This is a genomic window from Diaphorobacter sp. LI3 (assembly GCF_022807955.1).
Classification (GTDB): Bacteria; Pseudomonadota; Gammaproteobacteria; order Burkholderiales; family Burkholderiaceae_C; genus Diaphorobacter; species Diaphorobacter nitroreducens.
In genome coordinates this window covers 19,575-44,119 of the sequence record NZ_CP094347.1, presented here as the reverse complement: position 1 = coordinate 44,119, position 24,545 = coordinate 19,575, and the positions used below count along the sequence as shown (strand labels likewise).

Here is a 24,545-nt window from a genome sequence, read left to right as displayed (position 1 = left end):
CAGGCTTGCCGGCCCAGCCAGCAGGGCGAAGCCCTGCCCTTCCAGCCCGGCGCAGCCGGGCTTGTCGCCAGCCTACCGCTCCACCTGGGGAGCGGTCGCGGCCACGGCCGCCCTGCCCGCCTCCATAGCAGCATCGGCCCGCTTGTCCAGCAGGGCGCACAGGAAGGCGGCATCGTTGGCCACGTCCACCGGGTCACGGGCCAGCGCGGAGCGCAGCGCGTCTTTCATCCAGTGGGAGGCGGCGGGATCAGCTAAAACTTCGTCAATGGTCGGGACATGGGCGCGGGGCATAGTAGGTGCTCCAGTTGCGGCCGCCACCGGGCGGCCGCGCGTTTCAGAAAAGGGCCAGTTGCGGGGGTTCCGCCTCGGCCAGCTCGGTTTTCACGTCCTCCAGCTCAAGCGTCAGCTTGACCAGAATGGACAGGTCATAGGAAATGTGGGCGTCCTTCAGGCGCAGCGCCGTGCGCAGCGCGCCCAGCGGGTTGTTACCGCTGGAAATGCACACGTCGTAAGCGGACAGGGCCGCTAGGCCCTGCTCGCGGTAGCGCGTATATGTGGCGATGTCGCGCTGTAGCTCGGCCTCGTACTGCTCGATTTTCCGGGCCAGGTACTCGGCCCGGTCGGCCGGGGCCTTCGGGACGCGGTGCCCTAGATGGGGATCGAGGCTTTGCCAGTTGGTGCGGATGCCCACCTTCTCGGCCTCGGGGAATTCCGCGATCACGGCCGCGACAGCGGCCGGATCGACGGCGGCCACCAGTGCGGCGGCCTGCTCCTGTATAGACATCGGCCGCCCTCCCCTAGCCTTCCAAGCGGGTCAGCAGCGGGACAGCGCCGTAATTCCACCAGTCGAAAACCCGGTGCAGCGTGTCGCGCTGTTCGTCCTCGGTCGCGGTGCTGAAAAGGTTGTGTTGCCGGATCACGCGGCCAGCGTGGAAGGCTTGCAACACCTCCAGCGGGGACGGGGCACCATCGAGGGCGCGCAGCGCCTCGCGCAGCTCGCCGTCTTTCACGAAGCCGGGCGGGAACGGCTGGCCACGGTCGGCGGCAGCGGTCGCGGCCTGCTCGATGTCGTGCAGCGTCCATTGCTTCATGATTCGATCCAGCAGGGCCGCGCGGCCCTCACGGACTCCCGCGCGCAGCGCGGCCGCTTGTTTTTCCAGTTCCTCGGCGCTGGCCAGCTTGGCGGCCAGCTTGTTGCGCTCGTTGCGGATCGGGTCGCCCACTTCCGGCAGCAGGTCAACCCAAGGCATAAATTTCGGTTGCATGGCTCGTACTCCTTGAGCGGCCCCGGCGAAGCCGGGGCGCGTGCGTTGGTGGGTTAGGCGGTCAGGGTGAAAAGGGCGGTATTAACGGCGGTGCCGGATTCCGCGAAGGTATCGGGCGGCAGGTTCTCCCATTCGCCGCCGTGCTGCTCCACCAGCGGGCGAAGCTGGGCATTCTGGCGGGGGCCGTTGGCGCAGATCGCCACCAGCTTGCCGCCCGGCTTCAGGAAGCGCAGCGCGTGGCGGATGTGCTTGATGTCGTCTGCGTTGGCAAAGGGCGGATTCATCAGAATCCGGTCGAACGATCCCCACAAGGTTTCGGGCGTGCATTGCAGGAAGTCACCGATCACCACGGCGCGGCGGTCTGCATCGAGGCGGCCACCCAAGGCCGCGTTAATCTCCACGGCCACCACTTCGCAGCCCTCGGGCAACTGCTCCAGAATGCGGCCGGTGCCGGCGCTCGGCTCCAGCACGCGCATTCCCGGCTCGATGTCGGCCAGCTCCACCATGCGGGCGGCCAAGTCGGCCGGGGTCGGGAAAAGCTGCGGGGCGCTCACAACCTGCACGCCGGCCTTGAGCTGGTCGCGCATGGCTTGGAAGTCCTCGGCCATCGCCGCGCGCTTGTCGGTGCTCTCGGCGCTGGCTGGGGCCTGCTCGGTCGCCACCGGGGCCGGGGCCACGGGTTCGCGCTCGAATTTCACCGGCTCGGCGGCCTCGGGTGCGGGCTTGTCCACGCGCTTGGCGTCGGTGATGTAAACCTGCACGATCCGATAGCCACTATTGGCCAAAAAGGCGGTGCGGTAGCGGTATGCGCCATGCTCGGCCGTGGCTTGCGCGGTGCGGGTGCCCTTGTAATCGGTGGGCTTGCGCTTGTATTCCTCGGCGGTCATTTCGATGAAGCCTTCACCGGGGAAATTCACCAGCGGCGGCAGCTTGGCGGCCTTCTTGACCTTGGCCGCGTCTTCCTCGGTCGGCGCGCGGTAGTCCTTGATTTCCTCGATGCCGCGCACGCGCACATAACGGGCATTCGTGGTCACGCTGTTGATCTGGCCGCCCTTCTTGTTGACGCGCATCACCACCAGCCATTCACCATCGACCAGGACGCGGCCGCCCGGCTGGATGTCGAAGCCTTCAGCCTTCAGGCCGCCTTGCTCGTCCAGCATGGCGCGTTCGTAGGCAATCCGGTTTTCAAAGTGGGCAATCCAGCGGTCACAATGGGCAATCGTCGCCGGGTAGGTTTTCTTGGCCGCCTCGATCACTTCGGCCAGGGTGCGCGGCGCGTAGAGGTTCGGATGCGAGCCGTTCAAGGCGTCGTAAGCGGTCGGGGTGTGGCTCCAGTCTTCGCGGTCGCCTTCCTTGCGCGGCAGGTGCAGCCAGCACATGCCAGCGATGCGCAGGGCGACGGCCTTTTGCAGCTCGGCGTCTTGCTCGGCCTCGCATTCAAGCCACAGCTTCAGCCACATTTCGGCCTCTTGCTTGCTGCGCTCCTGCTTGCGCTTGTCGGCCTCCAGCCCCTTGATGCGGCGATGACGGACGGCGGGCAGCTCCTTGTATTTCGCATGACGCAGGGCACCGGCTGCGCGCTGCTTCCAGTATTCGGAGGTTTCCCACATCTGCACGGCGCGGCGCATCCCGTTTTCCATGCGCTCGGCGTCTTTGCGGGCCTTGCGTTCGCTATGGTGGCCCACAAGGATGGGTTGCCCGAACTCGAACCGCTGGCCGATGGCCTGCACGGCGTTGCGCGCGGCGCTGGCGTCATGGGCGCGCTTGTCGCTGTAGTCCTCGAAACGGTCGGCGCGTTCCTCGGCGCGCTCGACTAGGCCGGTGTCCTCGTCGCCAATCTCGCCGCACAGCTCCATCAGCAGGTCTTCGCGGGCCGGCGTCCACATGGGGGCCACGAAAAGCTCTTGACGGGGTGCCCACTTGAACCCGGCCGCCTTCACGCGCTCATAAGTCGCGCTATCCAGTCGGGAGGACGGATAAAGGCGCAGCTTGTTGTCTTCGGGGGAGTAGGTGGCGGTCAGCGTTTGCATGGTCGTTTTCCTTATGCGGAAGGGTTGAAGATGGTCTAAGCGGCTGGGGTCTGGTCTGCTCACCGTTACCCCTGCCGGGGCATCGCCTCATCACTGAAGCAATGCCTATATTCTACCCGTCAAACTATTGACCGTCAATAGTTTGATAGAGAAAAAAGCCTGATTTTTCGCGGGTTCCGGGCTTGTGTTTCTTCGGGGTTCAGGCAAGCTACCTTGGAGCCTCGGGGCGGGGTTTGGGGGCCGGAACAGGCCCCCAAGGTGTTGCAGTTGCTCTTGCCCCGCAGGGGCACAAGCTCCCCTGCTCCCCGTCGATCACCCACATGGCCAGCGGAGCGCGGGGGCCGGCTTTTGCATCCCACCATCTACCTCGTCGCCTCGGCGTCCAGGGGCACGCAGGACGGGCGCGGTCAAGGGAGAAACCGGAGGCCGCACGCGGAGCGCAGCCGCAGGCGAGCACCGAACGGGTGAGGATTTCAGGGCGCAGCCCGGCCCTTGACCGGAGAAGCCCGGCCGGAGGGCACCATGACGACGAATAAAGGCGCGAGGTAGTGGTGGGGTGCGGCCCCGCGCGTAGCGGATTCAGCGCACCAGCGCCGGCACACCACGGATCAGATCCACATCCCGAACTTTCGCGCGCGAAAGTTCCTCGGCTGGGCCTTCAGGCCCGGCAAGCGGAGCGCGCAGCGCCGGCACGGCGCGGAGGCGTCAGGGATTGACGCCCGCAGGGGCGAGACGCCGCAGGCGGCTCGATGCGCAGCACGAAAGCCCGGCCCCGTAGGGGAGACGCCCTAACGACGGCGGGAATCCTGGTGCAACAGGTCATAGACGCCCTGCCCTTCGCTGTGCTGGCAATACTGGCACCAGCGGAGCATCCCCGCAGGCGTAGCCCGCCATTGCGTCATGCCGCGCTTTGCACATACCGGGCAAAGCCCGCGTTTCGGCTTGCGGGCACCAAAGCCCTGGCCAGCTCTCACGCCCACGGCGCACACCCGAAAAAGGGCCACGCCGGGACGGCGAAGCCGTGCCGGCCAAGCCCAGCAGGATGCCGCGCGGCGGGGCGCAGCCCCAAGAGCGCCCGCCCGCGCAGGCGGGCGGTGGTCATCAGCATTGCCAGTTGGCGCGGAAGCCGCGCCAGTCGCGGGCCACAAAGCCCGTGGCCGATTCGAGCGCGGCGGCCAGGGCCTTGGCGCGTTCATGGGACGAGTGACGGCGGATCACGGCCGCAAACTCGGCCAGGGTCAGGCGGGAACCCCAGCGCACCAAGTAGCCCCATGCCGCGATAGCGTGGCGGATCAGTTCGTTGGTGGCGGTGTCGGCGGCGGTCTTGCTCATGGTCATATCCTCGGGTTGGATGGTCTAAGGGTGAAGCTCACGCGCGGGCCTGCTCGCCCTGGTGCGCGTCAGCGGGTTGCAGCGCCGGCCAGCGGACGGCGCTCCGATTTAGGCGGCGGCCTCCAGCTCGGGCACGGCGCGGGATTCATCCAGGCGCAAGCGGGATTCAGGAACCGGGAACCACGGGCAATCCCAGTCCAGCAGATAGCGCGCGCCGTTCGCGTACTGGCCGCACGGCGAAGCCGGGCGCTGATAGAAGCCGGTGACGCGCAAGGGAAACTCAATGCCTGCCGGGTTCGTGTAAATCACCGGATCACCGGCCTTGAATCGCAAGGGCTGGCCGTTCTCGGGTGCATAGGGCTTTTGCGCGTCGTGCTGGGCGGTGACTTCCTCGGCCCATTCGTGGTGGCTGCTCATGGTGTCGTCCTTCGTGTAGTGGCGGGAGGGATGCCCGGCCGCGCGTCCAGCGTGGCCGGGCGGCTCGGGTTAGCCCTTCAGGCGGCGCATTTCCTCGGCCAGCACCCACAAGGCACGGTTCAGCTTAACGCTCTGGTCAATGCCGTTGACCGGGCGCGTTGTGGTGGTGCGGCCGCTGCGGTTGCGGCCGCGCAGTCCGCCCTTCATCATGTTTTCCTGCACGCGGTTGAAGGTCGTCCACATGTCGTCGCGGCGATCCTCGAAGCGGCGCGGGGCCAGGATTTGGGATTCAGTGACAGGCACGGCCCCGCTGTCCTGGTCGTCGTACTTCAGGGCCAGTGCAGCGCGGGCAAAGGCGGCCTGTTCACCTTGGTTGAGCGTGAGCACCTGCATGGCCTCGCGCTGGGCGGTGGCTTCCTCGAAGCTGTCCAGCACCTTGAAAGCGCCTTCGATCACCTCGCCCACCACGTCGCCGTTATGGCGCACGCGGATGTCGCTGGTTGTCTCGCCGCATACCATGCCGTTAGAGCACACAAAGCGGAACATGCCGGCCAGCATCTGGTAGCTGCTGGTGCCGTCGTGGCTGTTCAGCAGGATGATTTCGTTCGCCTCGCGGCCGGTGATCTGGTCGGCGTGGCGCAGGCGGATCATGTGCTTGGTGTGCTCGCGCTTTTCCTCGTTGCGCACGCGGGTCTGGCAAACCATGAAGGGCTGAAAGCCCTCTTTGCGCAGGCCGTTCAGAACGTCAATGGTCGGGATATAGGTGTAACGCGCGGAGCGGCTTTCGTGGGCGGCCTCGGCAAAAATCGAGGGGGCCACGGCGCGGATTTGGTCATCCGACAGGGGCATGTCGGCACGGATACCGGAAGCATTGCGGAAGCGGCTTGCGAGTTGCATGGTGGTTTCTCCAGTGAGTTGATGATGGTCTAGGGGTTGAAAACTGGCGCGCTCGGCCTGCTCGCCTTGTGCGCCAGGGTGAAAGATCAGCGGCGGCCTTGACCGGCTTGCTCGGTGCTGTCGTAGTCGCGCATCCAGTCGTCGTGCTCGGCGTTGCCGGGGCCTTGCTGCTGCTGGCCAGCGTCACCGCCTGCACGGTTGCCGCTGGGACGGCCCAGGTACTGCACGCGCTCGGCCTCGAAGTTGAAACCGCCCTTGCGTTCGGCCTGCTTGTACCAGCTACGAATCCGGCCCATCACCGCCACGGTGGAACCCTTCTTCAGAAACTTGGCGTCGTTCTCGGCTTGCTTGCCGTAGGTCGTCACCGGGATGAAGTCGGTTTCTTCGTGCTTCTTGCCGTCGCGGTCGAAATAGACGTTATCCACGGCGACAGTGAAGGTCACGGAAGGCGTGCCGCTGGGCGTGTAGCGCAATTCCACGTCCTTGGTCACGTTGCCCACGATGGTGAAAGTGTTGATGCTGGCCATGATCGAAGCTCCTTTTTTGCTCGGTTGATGGTGGTCTTTGCTGCCTGGTGTAGAACCGTTCTTTATTCCTACACCATGAGTCATATTGTACCATAAAACTATTGACCGTCAATAGTTTTAGAGAGAAAAAAGCCTGATTTTTCGCGGGTTCCGGGCTTGTGTTTCTTCGGGGTTCAGGCAAGCTACCTTGGAGCCTCGGGGCGGGGTTTGGGGGCCGGAACAGGCCCCCAAGGTGTTGCAGTTGCTCTTGCCCCGCAGGGGCACAAGCTCCCCTGCTCCCCGTCGATCACCCACATGGCCAGCGGAGCGCGGGGGCCGGCTTTTGCATCCCACCATCTACCTCGTCGCCTCGGCGTCCAGGGGCACGCAGGACGGGCGCGGTCAAGGGAGAAACCGGAGGCCGCACGCGGAGCGCAGCCGCAGGCGAGCACCGAACGGGTGAGGATTTCAGGGCGCAGCCCGGCCCTTGACCGGAGAAGCCCGGCCGGAGGGCACCATGACGACGAATAAAGGCGCGAGGTAGTGGTGGGGTGCGGCCCCGCGCGTAGCGGATTCAGCGCACCAGCGCCGGCACACCACGGATCAGATCCACATCCCGAACTTTCGCGCGCGAAAGTTCCTCGGCTGGGCCTTCAGGCCCGGCAAGCGGAGCGCGCAGCGCCGGCACGGCGCGGAGGCGTCAGGGATTGACGCCCGCAGGGGCGAGACGCCGCAGGCGGCTCGATGCGCAGCACGAAAGCCCGGCCCCGCAGGGGAGACGCCCAGGGGTTAATACGGCGGGTCGTCATCCAAGCTGTCATCCACAGCCGGAAACGGATCAATTCGATAGCCCAAGTCTTCGATGGAACGGGCGTTGTCGGGCAGCTTCTCACGCATCCAAACCGGGATGCGACCCTGCGCGAACAAATTGCACTCGGTCGGCTCTCGATCAGGGTCTAGCCACTCAACACGGAACGCCTGCCCACCGAAGCCGATTCCCTCGCCAAGCACATCCCAGGTGTAATGCACGCCTTGGTAGATCACGCGCTGAATATCGGTGGCGTCGGCCAGCTCGGCCCAATAGGATTTCAGTTGCGAGACGGCATCAGATTTCGCCCGCTCGATCCGTGCCAAGGTGTCGGCATCAGGGGTCGGACTGGACGAAAAGGCGAGGACTTGACGCCAGCCAGCGGCCGCATCTTGGTGCGTGAAACCGGCGTGGATTCGCAACGGCTGCTCGGTAAAGCAATGCCGGGTTTCGCGCGTGTCATTGTTGATGTGGATTTCCACGGACTGCCGCTTCGCCCGCAACCAAGCCGTGCGCGCGGCTTGCTCCAAGCGGTCAGCCTCGGCCTTCGCGGCCCGGCCCTCCGTATCGAGGCGGGATTGTTCGGCGCTGCCATCTTCGGCATCCACGCAGCGCAGAAAAACGGCGCGGTGATGCGCTTTCGCAGCCTCCCAAGCCTGGAATTCCTGGGGGACGGTGTGCGGGGCATCAATGAGGAAAAAATCGACGGTCATGGTGTTCTCCGAGTTCCTGTTAATACCGGGCACGGAAAGGCTCGGATTGCCGCCAGTTGCGATCAAAGTGGGCCAGATATGCCTTGGCCAGCGCCGAATTATTCCAGTTCACCAGGACGTTCTCCGAATTCACGCGCGCGGCTGCGTCGGAGTAGTTGAAGCTCCCCAGCTCGACGGTCTGGCGATCCACGATCAGCACCTTGTCGTGGTGGATCGGGTAAGCGGAAATCACGCGGACATCGCAACCGGCCTCGGCCAGCGCGGAAAGGGCCGCCCGGCCCTTTCCGCTGCGGTCGTCGGTGATGTTGTTCTTGTAGTCGGCCACCAGGGAGACAGCCACGCCGCGCTTGGCCGCGCGCAGCAGCGCGGCCACCACGCGCGGACTGGTGAAGCTGTAGGACAGCGCCTTGATGTCGGTCTTCGCGGAGTCGATCACGCGAAGAACCAGCGCCTCGGCCCCGCCCTTGGGCGAAAAGCCCACCTCGATGGAGCCGGCCGCAGGCACGGCAACAGGCGCGGCCGTTTCAATGGCATCGGCCAGCTCGCGCAGCGCGCTAGGCTTGAAGGCGAAAGCGGAGCCGGCCCAGCTCAAGGCGAGGCCGGCGAGGATCACAGGAAGGAAGCGAGAAGGTTTCATAGGGCAGCTCCAGGAAAACGATCAAGCCGCAAGGCGCAGCTCGTTGAGGAAGTCGGCGGCCACCACGGGGCAGACGGCATTACCCAGCAGGTGCATGGCATCGCGGTGGACGTTGGGGAGGACGTAGGACGGCGGAAAGCTCATTGCATCCCGTGCCTCGGGCACGGCAAGCATCCGCATCTTGTCGCCCTCGATCACGGCCCAGCGGTCGCGGGTCGTGATGGTGCCGACAGGCCGGTGGATGCTGCGGCCGGTGAGGCCGCTGCCGCTGGAGTAGTACGGGATCAGGAAGCGGTCGCCGTGCGCAGCACGGCCCGCCGCGATCTGGCGCAGCGTCTTGTCGCTGCGCCTGGGCGTAACGATCGGACTCCACGGGTGTGCATCCCACTGGATCACATCGGCAATAGGCCGGTGCTCGCGGCGCGGCAGGCTCAAGCGCAGCGGCCGCCGAGAGCGCGTGCAGACCAGGAACAGGCGCTGTCGGTTCTGCGGCACGCCATGATCCGCCGCATCAACCAGATGCGGCGATACGGCGTAGCCCAGCCGGCGCAGCGCATCGCGCCAAGCTGGGTAAAGCACCCACTTCTCGAAGTCGGGGACGTTCTCGACCAGGATCACCGGGCTGCGGTGGTATTCCGCGCAAGCCACCACGGCCCAAGCCGTGCTGCGCAGCGCGTCATGATGCGGCCGCTCGCGGCCTCTTGCCCTCGAATGCCCTTGGCAGGCTGGCGAAGCCAGCACGACATCATGCGCGGGCACCGCGCGCCAGTCGGCTTGCTGGAGGTCTTGGCACTCGTGCCAAGTGTCAGGGTGGTTGGTCTGGTGGTACTGAACAGCCAGCGGCCAATGGTTCGCGGCCCACACCACGCGCGCGCCAGCCAGGCGCGCGCCTTCGGTGAAGCCACCGGCCCCTGCAAAGAGGTCGATACAGCGCATGGGTCAGAATTCCGTGGTCAGGGTGCCATCGGGAAGGCGCTTCATCAGGTCGAAGCCGTTATCCGTGCCGCCGCAGCTCTCCAGCTCCTTCAGCGCCGCCTTGAAAGTGTGGTGGTCACTCCACACGTCTTCGGCATCGGTGCCGGCGTTCTCAACGATCACCCATTGCGGGTAATCCGTGGCTTGGGCGGTGGTGTTGGCCAGGGCGGTTTGCATGGTCGTTTTCCTTATGCGGAAGGGTTGAAGATGGTCTAAGCGGCTGGGGTCTGGTCTGCTCACCGTCACCCCTACCGAGGCATTGCCTCATCACTGAAGCAATGCCTATATTCTACCCATTAAACTATTGACCGTCAATAGTTACGCGCAAAAAGTTGCTTTCATTATGAAAGCACAACATCAGCCGGCGCAGGCTTTCGCGCGCGAAAGTCACCGCAGGGCGAAGCCCAAACGGTTGTAGAGGTAGAGGCCGGCGAGCGTCAGCGCCCCGGCCACGGCTGCGCCGGCCAAGGCGTGCCGCCAATCGCGGCCGCTCGGCCACGTCGCCAGCAGGCATTGCACGGCCAGGAGTTTCAGGCCAAGGCTGGGCCATGCGAGAGCGAGCCAGCCAGCGGAATGCCACAGTAGGCCGGCGCTCAACGGAATGAGAAGGAAGGGCGCGAGCGCCACGGGAACCGCATTCCACCAGCGCAGGCGCATGAACAGCACGCGCCCCAGCAGCAGCTCCCCGTCAGGCATCCTGCGCGGCAGGATCGACAGGGAAACCGGGCGCGCACCAAACAGCCAGCCGGCCAGCCAGTGCATAGCCTCATGGGCCAGCGTGCCGGGCAACACGGACAGGGCGTACAGCCACGTCCAGCGCCGGACGGCGCGGATCGCCACCAGCATGACCGCGAAGCTGGCCAGATGCAGCCACGCGGAGCCGATCACGTCTTGTCAGCCTTCTTTGCGGTGAAGCCCCGGATGGTCGCCTCTTGACTGGCGACTTGACTGCGCAGCGCGTCGAGTTCCCCTGTCACCCGGCCAAGTTGGGCGGCCGCATCACGGGCCTCTTTGCGCGCCTCGTCCAGCTCGGCTTCCATGCGCTGCTTGGAAGTCTCCAGCTTGCCGATGACCTCCACGCTGCGCTGCTTCTGGTCGTGCAATGCCTGCTGGTGAGCATCTTTCAGTCGCCCCACCTCGGCATCATGCTGGGCACGTTGAGCAGCCACCCCTTCGGCGTGCTCTTTCCGCGCCGCCGCCAACTCGGCCGCTCCTTGCTCCTGCACTCGCGCAAGTTCACCGCGAACCTGGGCCAGCTCGCGCTCCAAGTCTGCCGCTTGCTGGGAGAGTCGGGCCACGTCCGCGCGCTGGGTGGAAAGCTCGGCTTCCACCGTCCGGCGTGCGGCCTCCGCTTCATCGCGTCGCGCCCGTTCAGCCTTCAGGTCGTCATGCACCTCGTTGGCCCGCTTCTCCAGCTCGGCCGCCCGCGCTTCCCCAGCCGCCGCTCGCTCGGTTTGTGCAGCCACGTCGGCCTGAAGGCTGGCCAGTTGGTCGGTCAGTTCGGCGGCTTGCCGGCGCGCCTCATCGCGTTCGTCCTCGCGTTTCTCGGCCAGGGCCAGCGCCTCCGCAGTCTCGGCTTCGAGTTCCTGACGCACCCGCTCCAGAGATTCACGCTCGGAGGCCAAGCGACCATTGGCAAGCTCCAGTGCCACGCCCCACATGTCCGAAGCCCAGCCCTGCACCTTGTCGAGCACAACCTGGGGCGCGGCTTCGCGTACCGGCTCGGCCGACTCGGCCGCCTTGCGGCGGGCCTTCCAGGCGCGCAGCACCGGGCCGATGGTGGCGTAGCTGCCGCCCTTCGTGCTCGTCCACTTCGCCAGCAGTTCGCGCACCGTCTCGTTTGTCGGGCGCATCCCCTCGGCCGCCAGTTGTTCGGCGGCTTTACAGATCAGTTCTTCCGTGATGATCGCTTCGCTTGCCATGACAGGCTCCTTTCGGTTGATTGTGTTGTTTGTTGTTGTATGTTGTATTTTACAGTAAAAAACAACAAACGCAACAGGCGAAGTGCCGGCCGGGATCGGCCGCCGTCGCGCTTGCCTTCGGCGGGCCGGGCGTCGAGCTGGTGGTGGAAGCGGGTCGGTGGCCACCTCGGCGGCCGTCCTTCTAGAAAAGCCCCCGATAGACGAATCGGGCGCGTCGGCCCGAGCCTCGAATGGCTCCAGGCCGGGAAAAATGGGCAAGTTGGCCAGGATCAGGCCGATTTCATGCGTGTTGGCACTCGAATTCGGCCGCCAAGCCCCGGAAACAGAGCCTTCGCGGGCAGTGATTCGTCTATCGTGTTCACTTTCGCCGGCAGGGCATCCGGCCCGCATCGAGGCGGCCGCAGTGGAGCAGCGGCTGGCCAGCCGTTAGCATGAGCTGTTCAGCCAGAAAACCGACCGCACAGAACGCGCTACAAGCGATTTTTCCGGGTGTCCTAGGGGTCAGGGCTGGCCAAGGGTCAGAAAACGCCGTGACGGGCCTCCTGCGCTGCCATTTCAGCCCTTCTAAGCCTTCATGCCCATCGCGGAAGGCTTCGCCCCTCCCTTTTGAAGACTTTTTGACGGTTGTGTAGCAGGGACGGTGTTCCACGGCGCGCTGCGCGCCCGGTTGAGCGGCCGGCGCGGCCGTAGGACGCGGCGGGCGTGATTTATCCGGTGTCTTAGCGCCCGTAGGGTGCCCCGCTTGCGGGGCAGGTCAGGACGGCCGCTTGCGGACGGCCTGAGCCGCTTAGACCGTGGTTGCAGGGCGGTGGAGCACCCCGGCCCGGCGCAGCCGGGCTTTGTGAGCACTCGCGCCAACGGCGCGCACGATTTGGGGTGAGGCCGCAGGCCGAGGGGCACAGCCCCTGGGGGGATGGGAGGACGGCGAAGCCGGCCGGGCGGGTTCGAGAAGGGGGGGCACCCCCCTTCGGCGGCGTTAAAACGTTAAATAAAAAGGCGTTAAATCGCGCGCGCGTGTTACGCTGTGGATAAGCTGCCGTAAGTCCTTGTTGCGCAAGGATTTTTCCATGTGGCATGTACGCCGATAGACGACAACCCTGTACGGCGATAGACGAAAAAAACGTACCGCGATAGACGAGTGTTTGTACGGCGATAGACGAAACGGCCGCGTTTTCTGTGGATAAGTGCCCAAATGTACGCCGATAGACGAGTGTTTCGAGGCGTACCGGATGCTTTCAGCGTGGCAGCAAAAAAGCCGTTTTTTGATGCTGCCGGGCTAAAAATCCAATGCTGACGCGGGTTTTTCGGTAGTTTTGTCGCGCAGAGGTGTGCGGCGATAGACGAGTAAACCGTACCGCGATAGACGAATTCGCGCAGTTTGGCAAGAAGGCGAAATGTACGCCGATAGACGAGTCCGGGCCGGCGCTGGCCAGGGGGCCACGATGGGCGGTTGAGGCTCTGCCCGTGGCCAAGCTGGGGCAGCGCGGCGAGCCTCTGCATGGGGATCAGGACAGCTTTTTTTGCAAGAAGTAGGACACCCAAGACAGCTTGCCAGCCTTGTTGGCCTCGCATACCAGTTTGGCGTTGTCTCGGGTCATGATGACCAGCTTGTTGGGCTTCACGGACTCGTCCAGGAACATCCGGTAGTCGGGCAATGGGTCGCGCTCCACGATTTCCTTGATCTCCTGCTTGAAGCGGCGCAGGGTCTGCGAGCTGCCCGTCTTCTCCAGCAGCAACGGAAGGCCGATTTCCCACCACGCCTTGTCACCGCAGTGCTTGCGGGCCAGCTCGTACAGCCGGCGCTCCAGGGCTTGGCCAAGGCTGAAATAGTCGGGGTGCAGCGTGAGGATGTCGAAGTCCATTGCGGCCCGGTAGAGCCATTCGGAAATCGTCAGCTCCAGTTCCAGCGCGCCTTTGCCGTTCTTCGTCCAGGTCGTCACCCGGTAGTCCTCGATCAAGCCGAAGCCTTCAAGTTGCTCTTTCTCGTTCGTCTTGACGTTCGTTTCAATCGTCGTGCCCTTCAAGCGCCGGCACATGTCCACCACGCGCTCGTAGGCGGCGCCTCCGGTGCTGCGGCGCGTGCCCAGCAGGAACGGGTACACGTCCACGCGGACGCGGCGCGAGGTCTTGATGCCGGCGTCGTGCCCTCGCACGATCTGGCTGATGCAGTAGATCAGGATGTCCTTGTCGAACACCGTAGCCGCGCCCACGGCAGACGGGATGATGCGGATGCTCCGGCCCGCGCGCGAATAGACGCGGATGCGGGTGTCGCGGTTCTTCGACAGGGAGAAGATGGGGTATTCCATCGAGGACACATCATCTTTGACGGGCCAATCATGGATCGCCTCAAGCACCACAAACAGGTCAGGTTGCACGGCGCTGGCCAGGATGTTCCCACCTGCCGGCTCATCTGATCGCCCGAGTGGAAAAAGTGTTGCCGTTTCGCTGTCTGTGGTATGATTGGACATTCATTGCTCCTTATGTGTCTCTTGCTGCCAAGCGGGTTGATCCGTTAGGGGTTGATGATGGTCTTGAAGTGCCCGGCCTGCTCGCCGGGCATTTTCTTTTGTGCGTTCCGATTCATGCCGTTGCATGGTGCTGGCCGACAGGCTGCACCGCCAAGCGCAGGCCCAGCGCCTTGAGCACGGCCGACAGGCTGCGCAGCTCCGGGTTGCCCTGGGGCGACAGCGTGCGGTAGAGCTGGTTGGCATTCAGCTCGGTTTCCTTGGCGATAGCGCGCACGCCACCGCGCGCTTGCGCCATCTGGCGCAGCGCCACCAGTAGATCGGCCGGTTCTCCATCCTGGAGAAGCTGGTTCAGGTACTCGGCCGCAAAAGCCGGGTCTTCCTTGAACAGCTCGGCCATTGCTTCGTCATGGCTTCGATCTTTCATGCTGACCTCCGTTGCCAGTCTTTCCAATGCCCAATGGCGCGCTCGATGTCCGCGTCCTGGGTGCCTTTGTCACCGCCGCACAGCAGTAGAACCACCACCGCGCCCGCCATCGCGTAATAGACGCGGTAGCCTGGGCCTTGGTCGATTCGCAGCTCCCACACGCCTTCGCGGCAGGGCTTGTGATCGCCAAAGTTGCCCGCCTCGATGCGGCCCACCCGCTTGACCACCTGGCCTTTTGCAATCGGGTCGCGTAGCTTCTTCAGCCACTCTTGAAACGGGTCGTGCTCGTCCTCGGTGATGTAGTGCCGAACGGTGAACATGGTTAGATTATCGTTTATAAACGACAAAGGCGCAAGGGAGCACCCTGCGCCTCGTCTTGGTTGATCGTGCAGGTCATGGCGCAGCCTTCAAGGGGACGTTTGACGAAAGGGAAATTAAAGTACGTTAAGCCTTTGGAATTGGCTGTAACGGGGAAGTAAGCCGAAACGGACGTAATGGGCGCGTCACATTCACATGCGTGCAGCGGACTTCTGACCGGGAACGGTCAGGAGTCCTATGTACAAAGCGCCGCGAGAAGCCGGAACCGCCGAAAATTCCGGCGATCAACCGGCAAGCTGCTTGAGGCGCTCGGCTAGGCGGCCGAAAGCCTCGTTCACGTATCCCAGCTTTACGCCAGTTTGCTGCCATTCAAGGTTTCAGGCTGTCCGGCAGCTGGGTGCCCGTAGCTGCCGTTCGCGCAGCCAAGTGTTCAAGAGGGTCGGCCGGGAATCGTGCGAAACACTTGAATTATTGCGATAACTCATTGATTTCGCGTCGATACTTGACCACCCTTGCGGCTGGCTCCGTCGTCAGCGCAAATAACGTACTATCAAACAACGGAAAACCGGAGCTAATTCAATGCGTTGTGTATTTCGTACCGTATTACGTAATACGATATTACATACCATCGGCTCCCGTCGATGTCCGCCAAAACGCCACGTTCTAACACGCGATAATGCAGGATGGGCACGGAATGTCGCCACCCACGGATAGCGCTCCGCCCGGTTCGTCACAGCTATCTAAGTCCCACAGATAGCCGTCAATACAGCACGCGTCAGGATAGGCCGCCCCGAAAAATGGCGCATGGTAGTCACACATGGTTTTCACCTTTCAATTGTCAATATTTGTACAACGAATCAAGTTGTTACATCGATTTTTTGAGGATTTCGCACGATTCCCGGCCGACCCTCTCAAGGACAAGAACCTGTTCGTACCCGATGACCCGAAGAATTACCCGGCGCTGGCGAACTTTCTTGGTGAAAAAATCAATCAGAAAATTATTCTGACGCAATGGCAGGAATATCTGCGCCTGGTCACGTCAATCAAACAAGGCACCGTGACAGCATCGCTGATGTTGCGCAAGCTTGCCAGCTATCCACGACAAAACGGCCTGGCGCTTGCACTGCGCGAAATTGGGCGCATCGAGCGCACTATTTTTGCGCTGGACTGGCTGCTCGACCCGCGCTTGCGCCAGCGCGTGACTGCCGGCCTGAACAAGGGTGAGGCGAAAAACACATTGGCTCGCGCCGTATGCTTCAACCGGCTTGGCGAAATCCGGGATCGCACCTACGAGCTTCAACGTCACCGAGCCAGTGGCCTCAATCTGGTTGTGGCGGCGATTATCTTGTGGAATACGGTCTACTTGGAACGGGCAGTCAACGCGATGCGTGCCCAGGAATATCCCATTGATGAGGCGTTGCTCAAGCATGTTGCGCCGATTCACTGGAACCATATCAATCTGACTGGCGACTACGCCTGGAAACAGCATCGGAGGGTCGAGAAAGGCGGATTCAGGCCGTTACTACCAATTCCAAAGGCTTAACGTACTTTAATTTCCCTTTCGTCAAACCTCCCCTTCAAGAGCTTGGTGGCCTTTCGCACGGCCGTAGTGGCCTTCTCCAGCGCCTCGGCGGACTTGGCCACGTCGTCGCACCCCTTCATCGCCTCGGCCAAAGCCGCCAGCTCAAGCGCCAAAGTTTCAGGAAGATCCAGCTCCACACGGATGGAACTCACGCCCGGCGTGGTGGCTTTCTTGTAGGCCCGCTCGATGGCCGCAACGGCCAAGCTCACGCGCTGCTTGGTCATCCCGTGCTCGGTGGCCACGTCCACCTGGGCGCGGCCATCCACCAGAACGGCCCGCGCCATTTCACGGGCTTGTTCGCCCAAGCGGGTGTCGGCGGCGGTTCGGTCGAAGGCTTGCGGGGTAAGGCGTTTCAGTCTCATGGGGCCGTCCGGTACATCAGCGCGGTTTCGCGCGCGAAAGTTGAAAAGAGGCGGCCAGCGGCCGCCTTCAGGAGAGGGTCAGAAACGCCAGCCGTCCGGCATGTCGGGAGAGGCATTCCGGCCAGCGCCCTCGATGTCGGGGTGCATTTCCTCCCACAACTGCGCCGGGGTCTTGTCCTTCAGCTCGCCCTGGAGCTTCTTCAGGTACATGACTGCCCGCTCCGGGCCGATGCCTTCCAGCATCGGCAAGGTCATGGCCAAGAACCCCTGCCACAGCACCCACTCGGTTTCGTGCATGTCGTGGCCCAGCGTGGTCATGTGGGTTTTCATGCTGAAGAACTGCGCCTGATTGGCTTCGCCCCACTCGAAGGTTTCTTCCCGCAGCGACAGCAGCTTTTCGTTGGCGCGCTCCTTCTCGGCGGCGGCCTTCTGCTCCGGGGTCAGCTCCATCGTTGGGAGGGCTTGCTGGCCACGCCCCGAGGTAGCGGCTGGAGCCGTCGCGGTGTCCTGGTCGTCCGCGTCGGCACCGTCGCCGGCATTCGATCCACCGGCCGCCCGTTCGGCATCCCGCTTGCGCTGTTCTTCCAGCCATGCGGGGGTCTTCTCCGGGGCCTTGTCGCCGGCCTTCTTGGTGTTCTCCAGCTCGATACGGCGCTGGGCCAGCTCGTCTTGCTGCTGCTTCCACGCCTTCATTCTGGCCAGCGTGTTGCGGGCCTCGTCGCGCGACAAGGGAAGGCCCTCGTTCATGCGGTGACGCAGGCGGTAGAACTCGGTGCGCGTTTCCTCGATGTCGTAAATCTGGTTGAGGCAGTGCAGCACCTCGAAGTCACCGCACAGATCGTTCTCCAGCAGCTCGCGCACCGGGTCTGCATAGCGGCGCACAGCCATGCGCTTGCTAACCCATGCCTCGCCACGGTTCCAGATCGTCATGGCTTCCTTGGTGCCGTACAGCTCCACATCCTCGATCACGCCCATTGCTTCCTCGTAGGCGGTCAGGTCGTCGCGGTCGTTGTTCTCCGTGACTTGCAAGCGGCGGATTTGCAGCTCGGTGAGGCCCTTCTTGATGATGACGGGCACCTTGACCAGACCAGCCAGCGGCGCGGCGCGGTAGCGGCGCTCCCCGACGATGATGCGGTAGCGGCCGTCAGCTTCTTCATGCACCACCAGCGGCTCGATGATGCCGTTCAGCTTGAAGCTCTCGGCCAGTTCCTCCAGGTTGCGGAACGTCTTGCGAACCTGCTTGACGCTGTAGATGCGCGCCAGTTCGATTTCGGCGTCGGCCGGCTGTACCGGCTTGACGGCGATCTGAGCCACGGCGGACAGCTTGCCCAGGTTGAGGCCGGGCTTTTTGTTGGTTGCGGTTGCGGTCATGTCCTTGTCCTTTTAGATCGCGGCTTTGTCGAAAATCTGGTTGCACACCGCTTTCATTTCGCGGGCGGCCAGGATTTGGCTTTCGCCGCTTTGCACGCGCCACACCGGCCGATCTTTGGCGTACTGCGTGGCTGCGCGGTCGTAAAGCACCCCTTCCATCACCACCTCGCCCAGCTCGTCGCGCAGTTGCTCCAGGGCGTTGCGGTCGAAGGCGCGGCGGGTATTGACGCGGTTGGCCAGCAGGCCCAGCGTCACAAGGTCGGCGTTCCATTCCAGTTGCTGCACGCGCGCGATGTCTTCAAACAGGTCGCCCAGGCCGTCGATGGCGTCTTGATCCATCGTGCAAGGGCACACCACGAAGTCAGCGGCGATCAGCGCGGCATACAGCGGATTTCCCAGCGTCGGGGCCGTGTCGATGATGCACACGTCGAAGTCTTTGGCCAGCTTGGCCAGCGCAGCGCGCGGGGCGTGCAGGTCTTCCAGCGGGCGGCTGGCCACGTCCACCAGCTCGCGGTCAGCAGCCACCAGCGCAGCGGACTCGCCGCACGGAAGCGGTTGCAGTTCGATGGCCTCTCCGTCGAACAAGGCGCTGCCGGTCAGCGATTGCAGCTCGTCGCCCTGGTCGCCCACGGTACGCTCGCGCAGCGCCCGGAGGGTCTTGCTGAAGTTCTTTTGCGGATCGAGGTCAACGCACAGGACGCGCAAGCCGCGCTCGATGGCGAAGAAAGCCAGGTTGCGGGCAACAGTGGTCTTGCCGACTCCACCCTTCTGGTTGGCGATAGCGATGGTTTTCATGATCGTTCGTCCTTTCCCTGGTTGTCGATCAGGCCGCCACCGACACGTCGGCAGGCTGGAAGCACAGCTCAAAATTCACCATGACTTGCAGCCAGTTCATAGCGAACATGTTGATTTGGGCGCGGCGCGGATTCACCGCACTGCCGCCCGTGTAGATCACCTGATAACCGAAGGTGTCTTCCATCTCCAGTACCTCGGCCAGCTTGTTGGCCATATCCACACGCAGCTTGAGCCACGGCGCAGGCATTACCGTGCCCTTCTTCTGGTTGTCGTCGGCCAGCTCGATCAGGCGCATGTCACCCTCGACGGCCGCAATGTGGCAATACACGGCCATGTCGTCAGGGATTCGCGGAGGGGCGCAGAAAACCGCACCAGCGCGGGCGGATTGCAGGCTGGGGATCAAGTCGGCCAGTCGGTCAAAGAGGCGGGCATAAACGGTAGTACGCATGGTCAAAGCTCCTAAGTCATGTTGATGATGGTCTTCGGTGGATCGTCCCTTTCGCGTGCGAAAGATCGGTTCAGTGCCCCACTGTCTGCTCACAGTTGTTTCCGGGGTTCATCGGCCGTCCATCCGCTGCCGATGAGTTGAATTCTACCATAGAACTATTGACGGTCAATAGTTAAAAGCATGTTTTTTTCCAAGCCGCATAAGTCGATCAGCTCGCCCACGGAAAACTTGGACGGCCCAGCAATGGCGGTCAGAATCCGGCGCAGCATTGCCGGTGCATTGATCTGCTGGAGACGCGGCGCAGCCGTGGCCACCAGCCGCGCCCGGCCCTCGGCGTACTCCAACTGGCAACCCTGCATCGCGCTGGCCAGGAAGAAGCCTTCGAGGCTCGAAGCCTCCAAGGCCAAGTCGTTGAAGGCGTCCCCACCCTTAGCGCGCACGTAGCTGTCCGGGTCGTGGTCGCGCGGAAGGAAAAGGAAACTCACGTCTGCCGCGTCGGTGACATGAGGCAGGCACACGTCCAGGGCGCGCGCAGCCGCCCGTCTGCCGGCGTCGTCTCCGTCAAAGCAGAAGATCACACGCTTGGCCAAGCCCAGCAGCCGTTCCACATGCTGGCCTGTTGTAGCCGTGCCCAGCGTTGCCACGGCGTTCTGCACACCATGTTGGGCCAGACTGACGACATCCAGGTATCCCTCCACCACATAGGCGGTGCCGGTCGCGGCAATAGCCTCGGCCGCCTGGGTCAGCCCGAACAGCACGCGCCCCTTCTGGAAGACTTCGGTTTCTGGTGAATTGAGGTACTTCGGCCCGTCGCCTTCGAGCACGCGGCCCCCGAACCCGATCACGCTGCCTGCGTCATCGAGGATGGGGAACATGATGCGGTCGCGGAAGCGGTCATAGCGCCGGCCGCCGTCGTTGACCGCCACCAGCCCAGCCTTCTCCAAGGCACGGTCGTTGTAGCTCGGGAATGCCTCGCGCAGCGCCTGGAAACCGGCCGGGGCATACCCCAAGCCATAGCGGGCGGCGATGTCGCCCCGCAGGCCGCGCGACTTCAGGTAAGCCACCGCGCGCGGAGAGGCGCGGAGCTGGCCACGGTAAAACGATGCGGCTTGTGTCAGGTGGTCGATCAGGATGTGCATGGTTCAAGCCTTCGGGATGTCGAGAGAGAGGCGGCCGGTGTCGTACATGTGCAGCATGGAGAGGAAGTAGCTCGGATCGGCTGGCCACTTGCACCCCTGCCAGTAGGCCAGCAAGGCCCTGCGCACCGGCCCCTGGTAGTCGTTGAGACGCCGCCGTGCCTCGCGCCACTTGTCTGCCCGGCGCTTGCGATCAATGGCTTGGTGACGCTCCCATTGCAGCCGGCGAGCCGTCATTTCCTCGTCCACGTCGATCTGCTCGGCCGCCACTTGGTCAGCGAACAGAGGAAGGGCCTCGCGCTCGGCTTTCTGCTTGCGCGCGAAAGCGGCGCGCTTGCGCTCGGTGTCGCGGAACTCGTACTTGCCATACCGATGGAAACGCATGGCGCAGTCCTCAATGGTTCCAGTGCTGCCGGCCGTACTTGCGCCCGGCGATGGTGATGCGGTCTTCGGCGTCGATGGGCACGCACTCGCGGCCGCCATCGGCACGCAACACGGTGCATTGGCCAGCCTCGCCGGTCACGGTGGAGTCGAAGCCGCACACATAGAACACCCAAGGGCTGTGCTCGTCTTCGCGGAACTGAGCGAACCCGTGGAAGTCCCGCTTCAGAGCCACGCTGCTCCGGGGAACATCCGGGCCAAAGTCGAAAGTGCCTTGATCTGCCATGTTGAAACTCCTACTCAACCAATGCCTATATTCTACCCGCCAAACTATTGACCGTCAATAGTTTGATAGAGAAAAAAGCCTGATTTTTCGCGGGTTCCGGGCTTGTGTTTCTTCGGGGTTCAGGCAAGCTACCTTGGAGCCTCGGGGCGGGGTTTGGGGGCCGGAACAGGCCCCCAAGGTGTTGCAGTTGCTCTTGCCCCGCAGGGGCACAAGCTCCCCTGCTCCCCGTCGATCACCCACATGGCCAGCGGAGCGCGGGGGCCGGCTTTTGCATCCCACCATCTACCTCGTCGCCTCGGCGTCCAGGGGCACGCAGGACGGGCGCGGTCAAGGGAGAAACCGGAGGCCGCACGCGGAGCGCAGCCGCAGGCGAGCACCGAACGGGTGAGGATTTCAGGGCGCAGCCCGGCCCTTGACCGGAGAAGCCCGGCCGGAGGGCACCATGACGACGAATAAAGGCGCGAGGTAGTGGTGGGGTGCGGCCCCGCGCGTAGCGGATTCAGCGCACCAGCGCCGGCACACCACGGATCAGATCCACATCCCGAACTTTCGCGCGCGAAAGTTCCTCGGCTGGGCCTTCAGGCCCGGCAAGCGGAGCGCGCAGCGCCGGCACGGCGCGGAGGCGTCAGGGATTGACGCCCGCAGGGGCGAGACGCCGCAGGCGGCTCGATGCGCAGCACGAAAGCCCGGCCCCGCAGGGGAGACGCCCAGGGGTCACGCTTGCGCCTTGATCTGCCCATGCACAGCGGCACGCAACGACTCCAGCACATCCAGGAACCGCTCGGCCGCAACGTCAGCCGCCCACGGCTCCCACGGCCGGCAACCGTAGATGTCAGCCAGCGGATCGACATCGAGGACAGGATGCACGATGCTTAGGACATCGCGGACTTCATGAACTGGCCAGCCAATGCAATGCACAGCCTCGGAAGCGGCCGCCACCGAGTCGGCCCGTTTGTGGACGGCGTGCGCGGCCGACGACCAAGCGCGCAGCTCGTACCGCTCTGAAACCGCAGCCATCAGGCGAGACGAAACGGCCCGAAAGGAAAGACCCAGCACGTCCTTCAAAGGGGAAATGCAGTCGAACCCAAGGAAACCTTCCTCGGCGTCGTGCAGAAGCTCCAGAAGGGCGTCAGAAGGCGTCAAAGGGGTGTCACTCCACTGCCGGCGCAAAGCGAGCACCAGGAGCGAATGCTGGGCCACAGAGAGGGGCAGGGGCCATGACGATTCCCCACCCCAGCGGTACGTCCTCGCCAAACGCAAAGCAAGGTCACTGTCGAGCCACGCGCTGGGGTCGGGGTTGATGAGGTCGAGACGGCGGCCAGAAGGAAGCCGAACCCACGCGCGCGCCGCTTCCGGCGTCATCGGCCGCCCCGCAGGATCATGAAGCCGCCCGAATAGGCGATCTGGAAGCGGTTGAGCACGTCCATCCCCAGCAGCGGAGCGGAAAGGCGCTCCAGGACGGCGACAGCCGCACCCTCAACGGCGAAGGGGCCGACGATCACCGTGTTGGCCGCAGTGATGCCACCACGTTCACGGCCTGCGGCCGTGTCAAAGGATGTTGCGCGGCCGGCGCGGATGCCGGCATTGCGGGCGAGCTTGACCGGCAGCGTCGTGAAGCGCGCCCCGGTGTCCACCATGAAGACCACGGGAAAACCGTTGACGGCCCCGGCGATGTAGTAGTGCCCATCCGCAGCGCGGGGAATGGAGTAGTCGCCATTGCCCAGGCGCTGCGCTGGCTTGACCATCACGGGAGAGGCGGCCGCAACGTCGAGCTGATCGCCGGTGTAGCTCTGCCCGTCATAGATGATGTATTCCCGCTGCTGCGCGGCCGCAGTGCCAGCCACAAGGCTGGCCAGCAGTGCGAGAAGGTAGCTGCGGGCCTTCATTGCGCAGGAGGCGAATTCAGTGAAACAACTAAACCGGCTGCTTCATGCAGGCCATCAAGCGAAGACTGGATCAGTCGCGCCGGCAGCAGCTCGGCGTCCTCGGCCGTGGCCAGGACAGAGCACTTCTGTTCCGTGCCGCCCTCCTTGCGCGTCAGGTTGACCACATTGCGCTGACGGTAGCGCCATGTCTCGCAGCGTGACAGGCATTTGCCGTCCGGGTCGCCGGCCGCTGCCGCGTTCACCGAGTCTTGCGCGCCGGTCGCATTCCCGACATTGGACGCAATCGTGCCGATCAGCATGGCCAGCGGGTTCAGCGACAGCATGACAGAGCCGCCCCGGCCGCTCTTGGTGGCCAAGGGCGCAGGGTTCTCGGCATAGTCACCCACGCGCACCTCGGCGGTACGGCGGGTCGCGGGGCGCAACGCCTGGAAGGCACCATCCAGCTCGTACACCACGTCGGCCTGCTCGCGGGTGTCCACCAGCTCGAAGCCGCTGGAGGCCAGCGAGGCCCGCGCGGCGGCCGTCAGCCTCGGACTGGCCAGGAATTCGATGAAGACCTTGCGCCCTCGATCAGCAGCCAAGTCGATGTGGCCGGCGATGGCCACCTTGACCTCGGCGGCCGGAGCGGCCGCAACAGCGGCCGGTGCATCATCTGGCACCGCGTCAGAACTGGCCAGCGCCGGCAGTGCGCAACCGGCCGCAGCGGCCAGAAGCAGGTAAAGCGGAAGGTGACGCATGTTTTCCTCCTTGTTGTTCTTGACGTTCATTCGTCTTCACGGAAATGGGTGGTGGAGAACAGCAGCGCCGATCCGCGCTGCTCGATCTTCACCATTCCCAGGATGTTCATGCCCAGCAATGCAGGGCCGTTCATGGTGGGCATGACGGCGACTTGGACGTTATGGGCACGGAAGGAACCGAAAACCACTTCTGCAACCGTGGCAACGCATCCGAATGCGTCTCCGGCCGCTGTACTGAACTGGCGAGGCTCGCAGGATGTAATGCCCAAGGGCTTGGCCAGCGAACCCGGAACGGATGTCAGGTCCGCGCCGGTATCCACAATGAAAGTGACAGGCTGGCCGTTGATACTGCCCGGCGTCTCATAGTGCCCCCGCTGATTTTTCAGCACAGTCATGGTGGCCACGCGCGGCTGTTCGCTTTCTCGCGGCGCAGCCGTGGAGACACGCTTGTTGCCGAAGTAGTCAAAGGCAACAAAGCACAGGAACCCGATCCCGAGCCAGGTATAAACCATGCCGGCCAGGCGCGGCTTTGTCATGTAGAAGGCTGCACCGGCCACCATCAGGAGACACAAGGCCGGATGGCTCAACACGAAACCCTTGAGCCATTGAGTGGCCATCAAGAGGGCGTCGTGTGGAGTTGCCCCGTGTGCAATTTGCCAGACCGTTCCCGCGACAATCAGAAGGGCGTAGGGCAGCGAATTGGCGATGATGAACTGCAAAAAGGTGATACGGGGTTGTTCTGAACGAACCTCCCGCGAACCGCGAAACACCTTCGGGTCATAGTAATGATCCCGCATGGTTTTCGCGGCCCGCTCTCGATACCAATCCCGTTCATCTGCACTCATGGCC

28 protein-coding genes and 1 pseudogene are annotated in these 24,545 nt (G+C 63.7%); 1 reads left to right on the top strand and 28 read right to left on the bottom strand.

The genetic code is table 11. From position 1 onward, the window contains the following. Positions 1–72: 72 nt before the first annotated feature. The 17 genes from MRB47_RS19755 to MRB47_RS19675 all read right to left on the bottom strand — a co-directional run bounded on the left by MRB47_RS19755 (position 73) and on the right by MRB47_RS19675 (position 14,714). Positions 73–228 carry a hypothetical protein gene (locus MRB47_RS19755; RefSeq protein WP_252102665.1) on the bottom strand — a complete coding sequence of 52 codons (156 nt, stop codon included), beginning with the start codon at positions 226–228 and terminating at the stop codon, positions 73–75. A 106-nt stretch (positions 229–334) separates the two neighbouring features. Continuing rightward, positions 335–784 carry a hypothetical protein gene (locus MRB47_RS19750; RefSeq protein WP_017510524.1) on the bottom strand — a complete coding sequence of 150 codons (450 nt, stop codon included), beginning with the start codon at positions 782–784 and terminating at the stop codon, positions 335–337. A gap of 13 nt (positions 785–797) precedes the next feature. Beyond that, positions 798–1,265 (bottom strand): stable inheritance protein KleA, encoded by a 468-nt coding sequence (gene kleA / locus MRB47_RS19745; RefSeq protein ID WP_027477989.1) that lies wholly within the window; start codon positions 1,263–1,265, stop codon positions 798–800. A gap of 53 nt (positions 1,266–1,318) precedes the next feature. Continuing rightward, positions 1,319–3,295, bottom strand: a complete 1,977-nt coding sequence (locus MRB47_RS19740) for a DUF3560 domain-containing protein (RefSeq protein ID WP_051443603.1) — start codon at positions 3,293–3,295, stop codon at positions 1,319–1,321. A gap of 1,101 nt (positions 3,296–4,396) precedes the next feature. Beyond that, the gene (locus MRB47_RS19735; RefSeq protein WP_252102664.1) at positions 4,397–4,627 is read right to left on the bottom strand and encodes a hypothetical protein; all 231 of its coding nucleotides are present in this window, start codon (positions 4,625–4,627) and stop codon (positions 4,397–4,399) included. A gap of 108 nt (positions 4,628–4,735) precedes the next feature. After that, entirely contained in the window at positions 4,736–5,044 is a 309-nt protein-coding gene (locus tag MRB47_RS19730; RefSeq protein WP_009242150.1) for a hypothetical protein, read from the bottom strand. Positions 5,045–5,113: 69 nt separating this feature from the next. Beyond that, the gene (locus MRB47_RS19725) at positions 5,114–5,941 is read right to left on the bottom strand and encodes a DUF932 domain-containing protein (protein ID WP_252102663.1); all 828 of its coding nucleotides are present in this window, start codon (positions 5,939–5,941) and stop codon (positions 5,114–5,116) included. Positions 5,942–6,027: 86 nt separating this feature from the next. Further along, complete coding sequence (locus tag MRB47_RS19720) at positions 6,028–6,468, bottom strand: single-stranded DNA-binding protein (RefSeq protein ID WP_009242153.1); 441 nt, start codon at positions 6,466–6,468, stop codon at positions 6,028–6,030. A gap of 768 nt (positions 6,469–7,236) precedes the next feature. After that, positions 7,237–7,968, bottom strand: coding sequence for a hypothetical protein (locus MRB47_RS19715; protein ID WP_252102662.1), 732 nt, complete (start codon positions 7,966–7,968; stop codon positions 7,237–7,239). Positions 7,969–7,987: 19 nt separating this feature from the next. Next, positions 7,988–8,605: a phospholipase D family protein gene (locus tag MRB47_RS19710; RefSeq protein WP_017510840.1), complete on the bottom strand. Its 618-nt coding sequence runs from the start codon at positions 8,603–8,605 to the stop codon at positions 7,988–7,990. Positions 8,606–8,626: 21 nt separating this feature from the next. After that, positions 8,627–9,541, bottom strand: a complete 915-nt coding sequence (locus tag MRB47_RS19705) for a DNA cytosine methyltransferase (protein WP_011798656.1) — start codon at positions 9,539–9,541, stop codon at positions 8,627–8,629. Between the two features lie 3 nt (positions 9,542–9,544). Beyond that, positions 9,545–9,757, bottom strand: coding sequence for a hypothetical protein (locus tag MRB47_RS19700; protein ID WP_017510841.1), 213 nt, complete (start codon positions 9,755–9,757; stop codon positions 9,545–9,547). 210 nt (positions 9,758–9,967) lie between these two features. Beyond that, on the bottom strand, positions 9,968–10,468 hold the full coding sequence (locus MRB47_RS19695) for a hypothetical protein (RefSeq protein WP_105779265.1): 501 nt from the start codon (positions 10,466–10,468) through the stop codon (positions 9,968–9,970). Continuing rightward, positions 10,465–11,502, bottom strand: a complete 1,038-nt coding sequence (locus MRB47_RS19690) for a DNA-binding protein (protein WP_150990075.1) — start codon at positions 11,500–11,502, stop codon at positions 10,465–10,467. Before MRB47_RS19690 ends, MRB47_RS19695 begins: the two co-directional genes overlap by 4 nt. A 1,505-nt stretch (positions 11,503–13,007) precedes the next feature. Next, entirely contained in the window at positions 13,008–13,877 is an 870-nt protein-coding gene (locus MRB47_RS19685) for a replication initiator protein A (RefSeq protein WP_252102688.1), read from the bottom strand. Between the two features lie 205 nt (positions 13,878–14,082). Further along, on the bottom strand, positions 14,083–14,394 hold the full coding sequence (locus MRB47_RS19680) for an addiction module antidote protein (protein WP_011811068.1): 312 nt from the start codon (positions 14,392–14,394) through the stop codon (positions 14,083–14,085). Further along, positions 14,391–14,714 carry a type II toxin-antitoxin system RelE/ParE family toxin gene (locus MRB47_RS19675; RefSeq protein WP_188382292.1) on the bottom strand — a complete coding sequence of 108 codons (324 nt, stop codon included), beginning with the start codon at positions 14,712–14,714 and terminating at the stop codon, positions 14,391–14,393. Before MRB47_RS19675 ends, MRB47_RS19680 begins: the two co-directional genes overlap by 4 nt. A 908-nt stretch (positions 14,715–15,622) precedes the next feature. Between MRB47_RS19675 and MRB47_RS19670 the strand changes: the two are divergent. Next, positions 15,623–16,255 (top strand): annotated as a pseudogene (locus MRB47_RS19670) (Tn3 family transposase); the annotation flags it as partial. Here MRB47_RS19670 and MRB47_RS19665 read toward each other — a convergent pair. From MRB47_RS19665 to MRB47_RS19615, 11 genes are all read right to left on the bottom strand, one after another. Then, on the bottom strand, positions 16,252–16,656 hold the full coding sequence (locus MRB47_RS19665; RefSeq protein ID WP_252102687.1) for a TrfB-related DNA-binding protein: 405 nt from the start codon (positions 16,654–16,656) through the stop codon (positions 16,252–16,254). The pseudogene MRB47_RS19670 and the gene MRB47_RS19665 overlap by 4 nt on opposite strands. Positions 16,657–16,734: 78 nt before the next feature. After that, positions 16,735–18,027: a ParB/RepB/Spo0J family partition protein gene (locus MRB47_RS19660; RefSeq protein ID WP_188382290.1), complete on the bottom strand. Its 1,293-nt coding sequence runs from the start codon at positions 18,025–18,027 to the stop codon at positions 16,735–16,737. 12 nt (positions 18,028–18,039) lie between these two features. Continuing rightward, positions 18,040–18,822, bottom strand: coding sequence for a ParA family protein (locus tag MRB47_RS19655; RefSeq protein ID WP_009242144.1), 783 nt, complete (start codon positions 18,820–18,822; stop codon positions 18,040–18,042). 28 nt (positions 18,823–18,850) lie between these two features. After that, on the bottom strand, positions 18,851–19,270 hold the full coding sequence (locus MRB47_RS19650) for a hypothetical protein (protein ID WP_011798667.1): 420 nt from the start codon (positions 19,268–19,270) through the stop codon (positions 18,851–18,853). A 155-nt stretch (positions 19,271–19,425) separates the two neighbouring features. After that, on the bottom strand, positions 19,426–20,409 hold the full coding sequence (locus tag MRB47_RS19645) for a DNA primase (RefSeq protein ID WP_188382289.1): 984 nt from the start codon (positions 20,407–20,409) through the stop codon (positions 19,426–19,428). A gap of 3 nt (positions 20,410–20,412) precedes the next feature. Beyond that, a complete protein-coding gene (locus MRB47_RS19640) occupies positions 20,413–20,790 on the bottom strand; it encodes a hypothetical protein (protein ID WP_252102686.1) in 378 nt (125 codons plus the stop codon). Positions 20,791–20,800: 10 nt separating this feature from the next. After that, positions 20,801–21,073, bottom strand: coding sequence for a hypothetical protein (locus MRB47_RS19635; protein ID WP_188382287.1), 273 nt, complete (start codon positions 21,071–21,073; stop codon positions 20,801–20,803). Positions 21,074–21,787: 714 nt separating this feature from the next. Then, positions 21,788–22,435: a phosphohydrolase gene (locus tag MRB47_RS19630; protein ID WP_252102685.1), complete on the bottom strand. Its 648-nt coding sequence runs from the start codon at positions 22,433–22,435 to the stop codon at positions 21,788–21,790. After that, entirely contained in the window at positions 22,432–22,959 is a 528-nt protein-coding gene (locus MRB47_RS19625; RefSeq protein WP_252102684.1) for a TIGR02281 family clan AA aspartic protease, read from the bottom strand. Before MRB47_RS19625 ends, MRB47_RS19630 begins: the two co-directional genes overlap by 4 nt. Further along, positions 22,956–23,696, bottom strand: a complete 741-nt coding sequence (locus tag MRB47_RS19620; RefSeq protein ID WP_252102683.1) for a hypothetical protein — start codon at positions 23,694–23,696, stop codon at positions 22,956–22,958. The genes MRB47_RS19625 and MRB47_RS19620 overlap by 4 nt, the downstream gene beginning before the upstream one ends. 26 nt (positions 23,697–23,722) lie before the next feature. Next, the gene (locus tag MRB47_RS19615; RefSeq protein WP_252102682.1) at positions 23,723–24,541 is read right to left on the bottom strand and encodes a TIGR02281 family clan AA aspartic protease; all 819 of its coding nucleotides are present in this window, start codon (positions 24,539–24,541) and stop codon (positions 23,723–23,725) included. Positions 24,542–24,545: the final 4 nt, after the last annotated feature.